General features: G+C 66.1%; 15 protein-coding genes. 10 read left to right on the forward strand and 5 right to left on the reverse strand.

Annotated elements, in window-relative coordinates:
- Positions 1-136: 136 nt before the first annotated feature.
- On the reverse strand, positions 137-784 hold the full coding sequence (locus tag AC07RV_RS14185; RefSeq protein WP_281077614.1) for a TetR/AcrR family transcriptional regulator: 648 nt from the start codon (positions 782-784) through the stop codon (positions 137-139).
- Positions 785-876: 92 nt separating this feature from the next.
- On the opposite strand from AC07RV_RS14185, the gene AC07RV_RS14190 reads away from it, so the two are divergent.
- Complete coding sequence (locus AC07RV_RS14190; protein ID WP_296777476.1) at positions 877-2,601, forward strand: thiamine pyrophosphate-binding protein; 1,725 nt, start codon at positions 877-879, stop codon at positions 2,599-2,601.
- Here AC07RV_RS14190 and AC07RV_RS14195 read toward each other — a convergent pair.
- Positions 2,567-2,860 (reverse strand): hypothetical protein, encoded by a 294-nt coding sequence (locus AC07RV_RS14195; RefSeq protein ID WP_296777479.1) that lies wholly within the window; start codon positions 2,858-2,860, stop codon positions 2,567-2,569. The genes AC07RV_RS14190 and AC07RV_RS14195 overlap by 35 nt on opposite strands.
- Before the next feature lie 130 nt (positions 2,861-2,990).
- Here AC07RV_RS14195 and AC07RV_RS14200 point away from each other — a divergent pair, with 130 nt between their 5' ends.
- The gene (locus AC07RV_RS14200; RefSeq protein WP_296777481.1) at positions 2,991-3,743 is read left to right on the forward strand and encodes an AraC family transcriptional regulator; all 753 of its coding nucleotides are present in this window, start codon (positions 2,991-2,993) and stop codon (positions 3,741-3,743) included.
- 83 nt (positions 3,744-3,826) lie between these two features.
- On the opposite strand, the gene AC07RV_RS14205 is transcribed toward AC07RV_RS14200, so the two are convergent.
- Together AC07RV_RS14205 and AC07RV_RS14210 are read right to left on the reverse strand one after the other, a co-directional pair.
- The gene (locus AC07RV_RS14205; RefSeq protein ID WP_093342900.1) at positions 3,827-4,294 is read right to left on the reverse strand and encodes an SWIB/MDM2 domain-containing protein; all 468 of its coding nucleotides are present in this window, start codon (positions 4,292-4,294) and stop codon (positions 3,827-3,829) included.
- A gap of 131 nt (positions 4,295-4,425) precedes the next feature.
- Positions 4,426-5,340, reverse strand: a complete 915-nt coding sequence (locus AC07RV_RS14210) for a DMT family transporter (RefSeq protein WP_296777486.1) — start codon at positions 5,338-5,340, stop codon at positions 4,426-4,428.
- Between the two features lie 89 nt (positions 5,341-5,429).
- On the opposite strand from AC07RV_RS14210, the gene AC07RV_RS14215 reads away from it, so the two are divergent.
- Both AC07RV_RS14215 and aceA read left to right on the forward strand, forming a co-directional pair.
- On the forward strand, positions 5,430-5,840 hold the full coding sequence (locus AC07RV_RS14215) for a gamma-glutamylcyclotransferase family protein (protein ID WP_296777678.1): 411 nt from the start codon (positions 5,430-5,432) through the stop codon (positions 5,838-5,840).
- A 263-nt stretch (positions 5,841-6,103) separates the two neighbouring features.
- Positions 6,104-7,435 (forward strand): isocitrate lyase, encoded by a 1,332-nt coding sequence (aceA, locus tag AC07RV_RS14220; RefSeq protein ID WP_093342897.1) that lies wholly within the window; start codon positions 6,104-6,106, stop codon positions 7,433-7,435.
- A 77-nt stretch (positions 7,436-7,512) separates the two neighbouring features.
- Here aceA and AC07RV_RS14225 read toward each other — a convergent pair whose 3' ends face one another.
- A complete protein-coding gene (locus AC07RV_RS14225) occupies positions 7,513-8,478 on the reverse strand; it encodes a GlxA family transcriptional regulator (RefSeq protein WP_296777489.1) in 966 nt (321 codons plus the stop codon).
- 121 nt (positions 8,479-8,599) lie between these two features.
- Here AC07RV_RS14225 and AC07RV_RS14230 point away from each other — a divergent pair, with 121 nt between their 5' ends.
- From AC07RV_RS14230 to pheS, 6 genes are all read left to right on the forward strand, one after another.
- Positions 8,600-8,911 carry a putative quinol monooxygenase gene (locus AC07RV_RS14230; RefSeq protein ID WP_296777492.1) on the forward strand — a complete coding sequence of 104 codons (312 nt, stop codon included), beginning with the start codon at positions 8,600-8,602 and terminating at the stop codon, positions 8,909-8,911.
- Between the two features lie 245 nt (positions 8,912-9,156).
- Positions 9,157-11,064 carry a threonine--tRNA ligase gene (gene thrS, locus AC07RV_RS14235; protein WP_296777494.1) on the forward strand — a complete coding sequence of 636 codons (1,908 nt, stop codon included), beginning with the start codon at positions 9,157-9,159 and terminating at the stop codon, positions 11,062-11,064.
- A 100-nt stretch (positions 11,065-11,164) separates the two neighbouring features.
- Positions 11,165-11,785, forward strand: a complete 621-nt coding sequence (gene infC, locus AC07RV_RS14240; protein WP_093342892.1) for a translation initiation factor IF-3 — start codon at positions 11,165-11,167, stop codon at positions 11,783-11,785.
- A gap of 196 nt (positions 11,786-11,981) precedes the next feature.
- A complete protein-coding gene (gene rpmI, locus AC07RV_RS14245) occupies positions 11,982-12,185 on the forward strand; it encodes a 50S ribosomal protein L35 (RefSeq protein ID WP_057596107.1) in 204 nt (67 codons plus the stop codon).
- Positions 12,186-12,211: 26 nt separating this feature from the next.
- Complete coding sequence (gene rplT, locus AC07RV_RS14250; RefSeq protein ID WP_012747009.1) at positions 12,212-12,571, forward strand: 50S ribosomal protein L20; 360 nt, start codon at positions 12,212-12,214, stop codon at positions 12,569-12,571.
- Positions 12,572-12,686: 115 nt separating this feature from the next.
- Positions 12,687-13,763 carry a phenylalanine--tRNA ligase subunit alpha gene (gene pheS / locus AC07RV_RS14255; RefSeq protein ID WP_057596654.1) on the forward strand — a complete coding sequence of 359 codons (1,077 nt, stop codon included), beginning with the start codon at positions 12,687-12,689 and terminating at the stop codon, positions 13,761-13,763.
- Positions 13,764-13,817 lie beyond the last annotated feature (54 nt).

Raw genomic sequence — 13,817 nt, forward strand, 5'->3', positions numbered from 1 at the left:
AGCGTCAACGGGTGGACCCTGGTGGATACCCGTAGATCTTTGAAGCGATGGGGGTCGTCGTGCGCGGCGATGGCGCGCGGCCCCGCCGCCGCGCGAGGAGCGGCAGGAAGCGACGGAGCGCGGCGGGAAGGGCTCTTCAGTGCAGCACGTAACCGAGCACGAGGTCGGTCATGTGCGAGAGGCGCTGCGCCATCGCCTTGGGCGCGCGCAGGTCACGGCCGAAGATGGCCGAGAGCGTGTGGTTGTTCGAGAGGTAGAAGTAGCACAGCGAGGCGATCGAGATGTAGAGCTGCACCGGATCGACGCCCGCGCGGAACAGGTTGTCGCGCCGGCCGCGCTCGAGCACCGTGTCGAGCAGCTGCACCAGCGGCGAGTTCATCTCCTGGATGCGTTCCGAGCGCTTGAGGTGCGAGGCCTGGTGCAGGTTCTCGCTGTTGAGCAGGGTGATGAACTCGGGATGCTCGAGGTAGTAGTGCCAGGTGAAGGACACCAGCTGGCGGATCGCCTCGACCGGATCGATCTCGTCGAGGTGCAGCCGCTGCTCGGCTTCGCGGATGTCGGCGTAGGTGCGCTCGAGCACGGCGAGGAACAGGTCGTCCTTGCTGCCGAAGTAGTAGTAGATGAGCCGCTTGTTGAGGCCCGCGCGCTCGGCGATGCTGTCCATGCGCGCACCCGCGAGGCCGCGCGCCGAGAACTCGTCGCGCGCCGAGGCGAGGATCGCGAGCTGCGAACGGTCGGCATCGCGCGAGCGGGGTTCCAGCGTGTCGGGGGCGGTGGCCTTCATGGCGCGAATTTAACCATTTGGGGAATTAAAACAAGGGAGGCGGGGCGGGCGCACATAATCGCCGCGGACAAAGTGTTGGAGTTCTACTGCTCATGAGTACATCACAACCCGCAGGCCACCTGATCGTCGAGTGCCTGCTCGAACAGGGCATGGAGATCGCGTTCGGCGTGCCCGGCGAGAGCTTCCTCGCGGTGCTCGACGGCTTCCATGCCTACGGCGAGCGCGCGCGTTTCATCGTCAACCGGCAGGAGGGCGGCGCGGCCTTCATGGCCGAGGCGCACGGCAAGCTCACGGGCCGCCCCGGCATCTGCTTCGTGACGCGCGGCCCGGGCGCCACCAATGCCTCGATCGGCGTGCACAACGCCTTCCAGGATTCCACGCCGATGGTGCTGTTCGTCGGCGACGTGGGCAGCGACTTCCGCGACCGCGAGGCCTTCCAGGAGGTCGACTACGGCAGCTTCTTCGGCCCGAGCACCAAGGGCTTCGCCAAGCGCGTGGAGCGCATCGACGATGCCAATCGCATCCCCGAGTACATCGCGCGCGCCTTCTCGACCGCGATGAACGGCCGCCCCGGCCCGGTGGTGCTGGTGTTGCCCGAGGACATGCTGCGCAGCGAGACCGCCGCGCGGCCGCTGCCGCGGGTGGAGGCGGTCGAGCCCTGGAGCGACCCGGGCGCGCTGCGCACCCTGCGCGAGCTGCTGCTGAAGTCGCGCCAGCCGCTGGTGATCGCCGGCGGCGGCGGCTGGACCGCGCAGGCCGCGCAGGCGCTGCAGCGCTTCGCCGAGAACTGGCGGCTGCCGGTGGCCAATGCCTTCCGGTTCCAGGACACCTTCGACAACCACCATCCGCTCTATGCGGGCGATGTCGGTATCGCCATCAATCCGAAGCTGGCGCAGCGCGTGAAGGACGCCGACCTGATCCTCGCCATCGGCCCGCGCCTCGGCGAGATGACCACCGGTGGCTATACGCTGCTCGAGGCGCCGAAGGCGAAGCAGACGCTGGTCCACATCCATGCCAGCGCCGAGGAGCTCAACCGCGTCTACCAGGCCGACCTCGCGATCAATGCCGGCATGAGCGCCGCGGCGCGCAGCCTCGAGGTGCTGAGCGCGCCGCCCACGTTGCCCTGGGAGGACTGGGCGCTGCAGGCGAACGCCGACTACCAGGCCTGGCTCGAGCCGCAGGCACTGGCCGGCATGCCCACGGAAACGCCGCGCGGCGCGGTCGACATGGCGGCGGTGGTGGCGACGCTGCAGAAGCACCTGCCGGCCGATGCCACGATCACCAACGGCGCCGGCAACTTCGCGAGCTGGGTGCACCGCTACTTCCGCTACCACGGCCTCGCCAAGGGCCACAAGACGCAGCTGGCGCCCACCAGCGGCGCCATGGGCTACGGCGTGCCGGCCGGCATCGCCACCAGCCTCGCGACCGGCCGGGTGGCCTTCACGATCGCGGGCGACGGCGATTTCCTGATGACGGGCCAGGAGCTGGCCACGGCCGCGCAGCATGGCGGCAAGAGCATCGTCGTGCTGCTGAACAACGGCATGTTCGGCACCATCCGCATGCACCAGGAGCGCGAGTACCCCGAGCGCACCAGCGGCACCGCGCTGCGCAATCCCGACTTCTGCGGGCTGGCGCGCGCCTACGGCTACGCGGCCGAGCGCGTGACCGAGACCGCGCAGTTCGAGGCCGCGCTGCTGCGTGCGCTGGCTGCCGACACCGGCACGCTGATCGAGATTCCGCTCGACCCCGAGGTCATCACCACGCGCGGCACGCTGTCGTCGATCAGGCGCGCGGCGCAGCAGCAGGCGCGGGGCTGAGCGCGGCGCGATGCCTCGCGACCTCCGCGCGCAGGGCTGCGGAGCGCAGCTCGAACACATCGAACAGGCCGAGCGCCTCGAGCGCGGGGATCAGCGCGACGAGGTCCTCGTGCGCGGCCTGGCGCTGCGCCTCGCCGGCCTGGACGTCCTCCAGCACGCGCACATTGGCGAGGAAGGCACCGACCGAGCCCTTGCGCACGGGCTGGCCGTTGAGGACGGCGAAGTTCTGGTCATCGGGCAGGACATCCTGGGCTTTCATGGCGACTCCTTGAAGAAGAGAGGGAAGGGTGGATCGATGGCTTCGATGCTAGGCAGGCGCCACGCTGCGGGCTTGCGGCGCGGTGCCAATCGGTATCGCCATCGGGCCATGCCGCAGATGGAGCGACGCGATGGCTGAGCTCATGGCGCGGCTTGATCTCAACGCCTACGAGGCACCGCGCACCACGGGCGCGCATGCGCACGAGGAAGGCCAGCTGTTCGCGTTGCGCGCCGGCCTGCAGCTGATCGAGACCAGCGCGGGGCGCTGGGTGCTGCCGCCCGGATGGATCGGCTGGATCGCGCCGCGCTGCGCGCACGCGGCGCAAAGCCACGGTGCGACGGCCGGGTGGAGCCTCTATCTCGATCCGGCGCTGACGACGGCCTTGCCCGCGCAGCCGCATGTGTTCGCGTCGACGCCGCTGATCCGCGAGCTGGTGGGGCGGCTGGTGTCGCTCGGCGAAGAGGGGGAGGCAGCGCGCCGCCTGCGGCTGGTGGGAGTGCTGGTCGACGAACTGGTGGCGGGCACGCGGACCTCGCTGCATCTCGCGCTGCCGCAGGAGCGGCGCCTGCTCGCGCTGGCCACTGCGCTGGCCGACGATCCCGCGCGCGACGACACGCTCGAGCAATGGGCCGATCGCATCGGCATGGCACGCCGCACGCTCACGCGCCGCTTCGCCGCCGAGACCGGCCTGAGCTTCGCGCAGTGGCGCCAGCAGGCGCGGCTGCTCAAGGCGGTGCAATTGCTGGGCATGGGTGAGCCCGTGACGGCGGTGGCGCTGACGGTGGGCTACAGCTCGGTGAGCGCGTTCATCGAGACCTTCCGGCGCCATTTCGGCTGCACGCCCTCGCGCTTCTTTGCGCAGGGTGCCGACACTTCGCGCTGAGGCGCTCGCAAAAGGTACGGACGAAAAAAAGCCGGCTGTCGCCGGCTTTCCTGATCGACCCGGAGGCCGCTCGAGTGGTGCGCTTACTTGACGTGCTTGCCGATCAGCGCGGCCAGTTCGAACATCGACACTTGGGCCTTGCCGAAGATTTCCTTCAGCTTGGCGTCGGCGTTGATGTTGCGCTTGTTGGCCTTGTCTTGCAGGTTGTTCTTCTTGATGTAGTCCCACAGCTTGCTCACGACGGCGGTGCGCGGCAGCGGCGTCGAGCCGACCACGGCAGCCAGTGCGGGGCTGGGGGTCAGGGCCTTCATGAAGGCGGCGTTCGGGGTGCGCTTCTTGGCGGGAGCCTTCGCAGCAGCCTTCTTCGCGGGTGCAGCCTTCTTGGCAGGAGCAGCAGCCTTCTTCGCCGGTGCGGCAGCCTTCTTGGCAGGAGCAGCAGCCTTCTTCGCCGGTGCAGCGGCCTTCTTCGCGGGAGCAGCAGCCTTCTTCGCGGGAGCAGCGGCCTTCTTTGCCGGAGCTTTCTTGGCCGGAGCCTTCTTTGCAGTTGCCATGGTTGATTTCCTTTTTTGGTTGAACAGTCACCAATGAAAAACAGGGTCTCCACTGGCATCGCGGATGCTAAATGAGAAAAAACGCGTTTCCAAGGGAAAAAGCGGTTTTTTCATTGGAGGCTGTTGTTTTTTCAGAGGGGAGAGCGCCCGTTTTGCCTGCGGCGCGCGGGCCAGGTCGCCAGGAAGACGCCTGCGAGAGCGAGCGCGAACGCGAACAGCTGCACCAGGGAGAGGCTTTCGCCGAGCACGAGCACGCCCACGAGGGCCGCGCTCACGGGCAGCATCACGGCGAAAACACCGGCCTGCGCGGCGGGAATGTGGCGCAGTCCGGTCATCCAGAGCCACACGGTCCAGATGCTCGCTGCGAGGGCGTAGGCGACCAGCAGCAGCCAGAGGCCGGGACGCACCGCGGCGAAGTCGAACTGCAGCGCGAACCAGATGCCCAGCGGCGTGCTGAGCACGAAGCCCCAGAGGTTGATCAGCGAGGAGATCCGCTTGGGGCCGAGCCGTCCGGTGAGCGACTTGCCGATCACCGCGTAGGCGGCCTCGCAGAGCACCGCGCAGAACACCAGCAGGTTGCCCAGCCACGGCATCGACGAGGACGCTCCCGTGCCCGGGTGCGCGCTCGCATGCGCCGGGGCGAGCGCGAGCAGCCCGATGCCGATCGCCGCGCAGAGGATCGCGAGGCCGATGCGCAGCGTGATGCGTTCGCGCAGGAACAGCCAGCTCGCCACCGCGACCGCCGCCGGGATCGACGCCATGATCACGCCCGCCGAGACCGCGCTCGTGAGGCTCACGCCGAACAGCATGCAGATCGAGAACAGGAAGTTGCCGAGGAAGGACTCGAGGAACACCAGCCAGCGCGTGCGTGCGGTCATCGGCGGTTCGTTGGGCGCGCGACGCAGCCAGTGCGGCATGGCGAGCGCCGCGATGCCGAAGCGCAGCCAGGCCAGCAGCAGCACCGGGAAGGCCGCGACCAGCGGCTTGGAGAGGGCGACGTAGCAGCCGACGAGCGACATGCTCAGCGCGAGGCAGCCGTAGGCCATGAGCCGGCCTGGGGCGGGTGCGGCGGGGTTCAATAGACTGGGGTGATTTGGGAAAGGAGGCATCGATGATGCCAAAGGAGGCATCGATGATGCCGCAACCGACGCCCGCGCCGGGCGAGCGCCACGTCTTCGTCTATGGCACCTTGCGCGCGGGTGGCCGCAACGACATCGCGCGCTTCGCGCCGCCGCCGCGCCGCGTGGCCGATGCAGAACTCGCGGGCACGCTCTACGACCTCGGCGCCTATCCGGGCATGGTGCTGGGCGGCACGACGCGCGTGAAGGGCGAGATCTACGCGATCGATGCGCAGGTGGAGGCCGCGCTCGATCGGCTCGAGGAAGTGGCCGACGACGATTCGGGCGAGTACATCAAGCGCTGGCTGCGCGTGCAGGCCAGCGACGGCCAGGCTTTCGATTGCCTGGTCTACGAGATCCATCCGTCGCGCATCGAGGGTCGCGCGGTGATCGCGGGTGGCGACTGGATCGCGCATTCGCGGCGTTGACGGCGCGCGGTTGGGCCCGCGTTTTTCACAGACGAAAGAGTGATTGCGCATCGTGAAAATTGCTGCTGCTGCACCGCAGTATTTTTTCTCGATATGAGAAAGTTGTTTTCTCATTGAGAAATATCTCCGTAAGTTGTTGATTTTGTTGATGCAAAAATATGTCTTCTATAAGACATAAGAGTGGGCGACGCGATTACAGTAAGCCCATGGCCGCAGCGCCAAAACGCTCGAAACCAACCCTTCAATCAACTCACGGAGTGACCATGCCCCAGACCCTCACCGAACAACTCAGCCGCGAACAGCAGATTGCCGCCCTCGAGAAAGAATGGGCAACGGACCCCCGCTGGAAGGGCGTGAAGCGCGGCTACAGCGCGGCCGACGTGGTGCGCCTGCGCGGTTCGTTCCCGATCGACTACACGCTCGCCAAGCGCGGTGCCGAGAAGCTCTGGGACAAGATCAACGGTGGTTCGAAGAAGGGCTACGTGAACGCCTTCGGCGCGATCTCCGCCGGCCAGGCCATGCAGCAGGCCAAGGCCGGCCTCGAAGCCGTGTACCTGTCGGGCTGGCAAGTGGCCGCCGACGGCAACAGCTCGGAAACCATGTACCCCGACCAGTCGCTCTACGCGTACGACTCGGTGCCCACCATGGTCCGCCGCATCAACAACACCTTCCGCCGCGCCGATGAAATCCAGTGGGGCCGTGGCGTGAACCCGGGCGACAAGGAGTTCATCGACTACTTCCTGCCGATCGTGGCCGATGCCGAAGCCGGTTTCGGCGGCGTGCTCAACGCCTTCGAACTGATGAAGAACATGATCGCCGCGGGTGCCGCCGGCGTGCACTTCGAAGACCAGCTGGCCGCCGTCAAGAAGTGCGGCCACATGGGTGGCAAGGTGCTGGTGCCGACGCGCGAAGCCTGCGAGAAGCTGATCGCCGCGCGCTTCGCCGCCGACGTGCTGGGCGTGCCCACCATCGTGCTGGCCCGTACCGACGCCGAAGCCGCGAACCTGATCACCTCCGACCACGACGCCAACGACAAGCCCTTCCTGACCGGCGAGCGCACCTCGGAAGGCTTCTACCGCGTGAAGAACGGCCTCGAGCAGGCCATCAGCCGCGGCGTCGCCTACGCGCCTTATGCCGACCTGGTGTGGTGCGAAACCGGCGTGCCCGACATCGGCTTCGCCCGCGAGTTCGCGCAGGCCGTGCATGCCGCCTGCCCCGGCAAGCTGCTGTCGTACAACTGCTCGCCGTCGTTCAACTGGAAGAAGAACCTGGACGACAAGCAGATCGCCACCTTCCAGGAAGACCTCTCGGACCTGGGCTACAAGTACCAGTTCATCACGCTGGCCGGCATCCACGTCAACTGGTACAACACCTTCAAGTTCGCGCACGCCTATGCACGCGGCGAGGGCATGAAGCACTACGTGAACATGGTGCAGGAGCCGGAATTCGCGGCGCGCGAACAGGGCTACACCTTCGTGTCGCACCAGCAGGAAGTCGGCGCGGGTTACTTCGACGACGTGACCACCGTGATCCAGGGCGGCCAGTCGAGTGTGAAGGCATTGACCGGCTCGACGGAAGAAGAGCAGTTCCACTGAGCAACTGACTCGACATTCGCTGTCACCTTGAAGCCCGGCCGCGCGCCGGGCTTTTTTTCGTCCGTGCCGGACCCGCCTCAGTCGCGCATGCGCACTTCGCGCACGCCGCGGCCCAGCTTCTGGCGCAGCAGGGTGCGCAAGGTCACGCCGTCGGCATAGCCGACCAGCGCGGCGATCTGCTCGAGGCTCCGGTCGCTGGTCTTGAGCAGGTGCACCGCGCGCTCCACGCGCAGGTCCTGCACGTAGCCGAGCGGGCTCTTGCCGAGCACCTGCTGCAGCCGGCGCGCCAGCGTGCGCTTGCTGGTGCCGACGGCGCGCGCCGCGTCGTCGAGCGAGAAGCCGTCGGCCAGCCGCGCGCGCGCCCAGCGCTCGAAGCGCTCGACCATCGGATCGGCATGGCTCAGGTGGTCGTGGATCACGTAGGCGGATTGCGCGGGCCGTGAATCGACGATCAGGTAGCGCGCCACCGTGGCGGCCAGCTCGGGACTGACCTGGCGCACCAGCCACAGCGCCATGTCGACATGGCCGAGCGCCGCGCCGGCGGTGACCAGCGACGGCCCGGAGGGCACGAGCATGCGCGTGTCGTCGAGCCGCACCTCGGGATAGCGCTGGCGGAACATCGAGGCGAGCCACCAGGTGGTGGTGGCCTGCTGATGATCGAGCAGGCCCGATTCGGCGAGCACGAAGGTGCCGATGCAGGCGGCGGCGATCTTCGCGCCCTCGTCGGCACGTTCGCGCAGCGCGGCGCCGGCATCGGCGATGTCCTTGCGTTCGAGCGCCCGCGCCAGGCCCGCGGGCATCTTCTCGCCGATGGCCGGGATCGCGATCCAGTCAGGTGCCTTGGCGGCGGCGAACGGCACGACCGGCACGCTCAGGCCTTGCGCGGTGCGCACGCGCTTGCGCAGGCCGGCGAGGCGGACCTCGAAGGGTGGCACGCCGAGCGCGAGCAGGCCCGCCAGTTCGTTGGCGGTGGTGAAGACGTCGGCCACCGTGGCCAGGCCGGTGTCGAACACGCCGTCGAGCGCGAGGATGTCGAGTCGCATGGCAATAACAATATCAAAGATGTCAAAAATGCCAATAGGTGAAAGCGAGGGCCGACTCTAGAGTCACCGTAGCGGTTGCGATCCGCGCACCGCTTCCACCTTGCAACGACCGGAGATGTTCATGATCAAGTTCGCCCTGTTCGCCCGCCTCGAAGCCAAGCCCGGCAAGGAGGCCGAGGTCCAGCAGTTCCTCGAGGCCGGCCTCGCGATGGCGCGCGACGAAGCCACCACGCCGATCTGGTTCGCGCTGCGGTTGTCGCCGACCACCTTCGGCGTGTTCGATGCGTTCGAGACCGAGGCGGGCCGCCAGGCGCACCTCGGCGGCCCGATCGCGCAGGCGCTGATGGCGAAGGCGCCCGAGCTGTTCGCCAAGCCGCCGACGATCGAGCCGATCGACGTGCTGGGGCTCAAGAACGCGGCGGGCGTGGCGTAATGGGCTAATGGGCCGCTCGGCACGGCCCGCGCGCCGAGCGGCTAGAATCCGAGGCTTCACTGTCAACAAGGGCGAGAAAGGCACTTTGGTTATGACACCGCGAACTACTCCGCAAGCCACCTGCGGTGTTTTCTTCTTCGAAGGAAGCGCCCGCTAAACCGCGCGCGCTGGTTCGAGCCAGCTTCCCTGCCACAGCAAAGCGCGGTCATCCACCGCGCTTTTTTGTTTTTCGCCCGAGGTTTTTCATGATCCACATCACGCTCCCCGACAACTCGCAGCGCGAGTACCCCGGCCCGGTCTCGGTGGCCGACGTTGCCAAGTCCATCGGCCCCGGCCTCGCCAAGATGACGGTGGCCGGCAAGGTCGACGGCCGTCTGGTCGACGCCAGCGACGTCATCGACCACGATGCCAAGCTCCAGATCATCACGCCCAAGGACGACGAGGGCCTGGAGATCATCCGCCACTCGACGGCCCACCTGGTCGGCCACGCGGTCAAGCAGCTCTATCCGACGGCCAAGATGGTGATCGGCCCGGTGATCGAGGAGGGCTTCTACTACGACATCGCGTTCGAGCGCCCCTTCACGCCCGAGGACATGGCCGCGATCGAGGCGCGCATGCGCGAGCTGATCGCGCAGGACTACGACGTGGTCAAGAAGATGACGCCGCGCGCCGAGGTGATCGAGGTCTTCAAGTCGCGCGGCGAGGACTACAAGCTGCGCCTGGTCGAGGACATGCCCGACGAGCAGGCCATGGGCCTGTACTACCACCAGGAATACGTCGACATGTGCCGCGGCCCGCACGTGCCGAACACGCGTTTCCTCAAAGTCTTCAAGCTCACGAAGCTGGCCGGCGCCTACTGGCGCGGCGATGCCAAGAACGAGCAGCTGCAGCGCATCTACGGCACGGCCTGGGCCGACAAGAAGCAGCTCGACCAGTACATCCAGCGCATCGAGGAAGCCGAGAAGCGCGACCACCGCCGCCTCGGCAAGGAACTCGACCTGTTCCACATCGACGAAGTGGCGCCGGGCGTGGTGTTCTGGCATCCCAAGGGCTGGGCGATCTGGCAGCAGGTCGAGCAGTACATGCGCGGCATCTACCGCGACACGGGCTACTGGGAAGTGAAGGGTCCGCAGATCCTCGACAAGAGCCTGTGGGAGAAGACGGGCCACTGGCAGAACTACCGCGACAACATGTTCACGACGGAGTCGGAGAAGCGCGAGTACGCGCTCAAGCCGATGAACTGCCCGGGCCATGTGCTGATCTTCAAGAGCGACCTGCGCAGCTACCGCGACCTGCCGCTGCGCTACGGCGAGTTCGGCCAGTGCCACCGCAACGAGCCCAGCGGCGCGCTGCACGGGATCATGCGCGTACGTGGCTTCACGCAGGACGACGGCCACATCTTCTGCACGGAGGACCAGATCCTCGACGAATGCATCGCCTACACGGCACAGCTGCAGAAGGTGTACGCGGACTTCGGCTTCACGGACATCCTCTACAAGGTAGCGACGCGGCCCGAGAACCGCGTGGGCTCCGACGAGCTCTGGGACAAGGCCGAGCACGCGGTGATGGAATCGCTGCGCCGCTCGGGCGTGGAGTTCGTGATCGCCCCGGGCGATGGCGCCTTCTACGGACCGAAGATCGAGTACACGCTGCGCGATGCGATCGGCCGCCAGTGGCAGTGCGGCACGATGCAGGTCGACTTCAACACGGCCGAGCGCCTGGGCGGCGAGTACGTGACGGAGTCGAGCGGCCGCGCGAACCCGGTGATGTTGCACCGCGCGATCGTCGGCAGCCTCGAGCGATTCATCGGCATGCTGATCGAACACCATGCCGGCGCGATGCCCGCCTGGCTCGCGCCGGTGCAGGTGGCGGTGCTCAATATCAGCGAAGGACAGGCCGATTACGCCGCGCAAGTTGCGAAAACGCTGCAAAATCAAGGGCTTAGGGTCCAGCTTGATCTGCACAACGAGAAGATTACGTATAAAATACGCAAGCATTCGTTGCAAAAGCTCCCTTACATCGTTGTCGTGGGCGACAAGGAAAAGGAAGCTGGCGCCGTCGCAGTGCGCGCCCGGGGCAATCAAGACCTCGGTGCAATGTCCCTCGAATCGTTCGTGCAACGGGTCGTCCAGGACATTGCTGACAAGCGTTGATTTGTCGTCGAAACACCCCACATGTTTCTGTGTCAAATATACCGCTTGCCCGCGAGGACTGAGCGGCTTTCGCTACTTTTTTTGTAGCAAAACTTAGAGGATACCAACCATCGCTACTGCATTTCGCGACCGCCGCCACCGCGAGGAACGCCAACATCGCCTGAACCGGGAAATCATGGCCCCGGAAGTCCGCCTGATCGGCCCGGATAACGAGCAATTGGGTGTTGTGAGTCTTGCGGAGGCCTTGCGCCTCGCCGGTGAGCAGGACGTGGATCTGGTGGAGGTCGTCGCGGCGGCCAATCCACCGGTGTGCCGCCTGATCGAGTACGGCAAGTTCAAGTACCACGAGCAGAAGAAGGCGGCCGAGGCGAAGTCCAAGCAGAAGGTCATCGAGGTCAAGGAAATCAAGTTCCGGCCCGGTACCGACGATGGCGACTACAACATCAAGATGCGCAACATCCGGCGCTTTCTTGAGGATGGCGACAAGTGCAAGATCACGCTGCGCTTCCGGGGGCGCGAGATCACGCACCAGGAACTCGGTCTCGCCCTGCTGCAGCGCATCCGCGACGAGCTCGGCGACACGATCCTCGTCGAGCAGTTTCCGAAGCTCGAAGGCCGGCAGATGATCATGATGATCGCGCCGGGCCGCAAGAAGCCCGGCAGCGCTCCGGCAAAGTCGGCGACGGAAGCCGCCGCGGCACCGACCACCGTCGGCGCCTGAGCGAAGGTCCGGCCGGGCCCGGTGGCGAAAGCCCCGGGTGCCGACGGAAGTGAGAATTTGAAGGGATTTCGCCGATCGCCGGCGCGTGCCGAAAGGCAAGCGAAGGCGGTGGCGGGATGAAGAAGTGTCTCGGGGCCAACAAGTCCATGGAGTTCATCCAAGGCGCCTCACGAGCACAAATTAAAGGAGCATTCACATGCCCAAAATGAAGACCAAGAGCAGCGCGAAGAAACGTTTCCGCGTTCGTCCCGGTGGCACCGTCAAGCGCGGTCAAGCCTTCAAGCGTCACATCCTGACCAAGAAGACCACCAAGAACAAGCGTCACCTGCGTGGTGCGGTGTCGGTGCACGAAACCAACATGGTTTCGATGGCCGCGATGCTGCCCGGCATGGGCATTTGATCAACTGACGAACAAGGAGTAATCACATGCCTCGCGTCAAACGTGGTGTAACGGCTCGCGCCCGCCACAAGAAAGTTCTCGCACTCGCCAAGGGTTTCCGCGGTCGCCGCGGCAATGTCTTCCGCATCGCCAAACAGGCGGTGATGAAGGCAGGCCAATACGCCTACCGTGACCGCCGCACCAAGAAGCGCGTGTTCCGTCAACTGTGGATCGCGCGTATCAACGCCGCCTCGCGTGAACTGGGCCTGACCTACAGCCAGTTCGCCAACGGCATCCGCAAGGCCGGGATCGAGATCGACCGCAAGATGCTTGCGGACATCGCCGTGCACGACAAGGCCGCTTTTGCGGGCATCGTGGAGCAGGTCAAGGCCAAGCTGGCTGCTTGATTCTGCACAGCGGGAGACCGTCCCCGGACAGTTTCCTGCGCCCACGGCACAAGGGCTGGCGCTTGAAAGAGCACCAGCCCTTTTTTATTTTTCCCCGAAGAAATCTGTTGTTGCTATGAACGAGTTGGACTCCCTGGTCGACACCGCACGTGCCGCCTTCGCGCAGGCGAAGACCCCCGCAGAGCTCGAGAACGCCAAGGCCCAGTTCCTGGGCAAGTCGGGCCGCATCACCGAGCTGATGAAGGGCATGGCCGCACTGAGCGTCGACGAGAAAAAGTCGCGCGGTGCCGCCATCAACGTGGCCAAGCAGGCGATCGAGTCCGCCCTCAACGAACGCCGCCAGCAACTGGCCGACGAGGAGCTCTCGCAGCAGCTGCGCGCCGAGGCGCTCGACGTGAGCCTGCCCGGCCGCCGCCGCATCCCGGGCGGCCTGCACCCGGTGAGCCGCACCCTCGAGCGCATCGAGGAGATCTTCTCGAGCATGGGCTTCGACGTGGCCGACGGCCCCGAGATCGAGAGCGACTGGCACAGCTTCACCTCGCTCAACAACCCGCCGAACCATCCGGCGCGTTCGATGCAGGACACCTTCTACGTCGACCTGAACGGCGAGGACGGCATCCCCTACAACCTGCGTCCGCACACCAGCCCGATGCAGGTGCGCTACGCCCACCAGCACATCAAGAAGTACGCGGCCGAGTTCGCGGCCGCGGCCGCCGACACCACCGGCACGGTCAAGGCGCCCGAGATCCGCGTGATCGCGCCGGGCCGCACCTACCGCGTCGACAGCGACGCCACCCATTCGCCGATGTTCCACCAGTGCGAAGGCCTGTGGCTCGGCGAGAACGTGAGCTTCAAGGACCTCAAGGTCGTCTTCACCGACTTCTGCCGCACCTTCTTCGAGCGCGACGATCTCGTGCTGCGCTTCCGGCCGAGCTTCTTCCCGTTCACCGAGCCCAGCGCCGAGATCGACATCCAGTTCCAGAGCGGCCCGCTGGCCGGCCGCTGGCTCGAGGTGTCGGGCTCGGGCCAGGTGCATCCGAACGTGGTGCGCAACATGGGCCTCGACCCCGAGCGCTACATCGGCTTCGCCTTCGGCATGGGCCCCGACCGCCTCACGATGCTGCGCTACGGCGTGAACGACCTTCGCCTGTTCTTCGACGGCGACCTGCGCTTCCTCTCGCAATTCCAGTGATCGGCTGACGCGCGAGACGAAACGAGACCTTCCACACCAGAAAAACAGATCGAG

The organism is Variovorax sp. GW821-FHT09B01 (assembly GCF_059418345.1).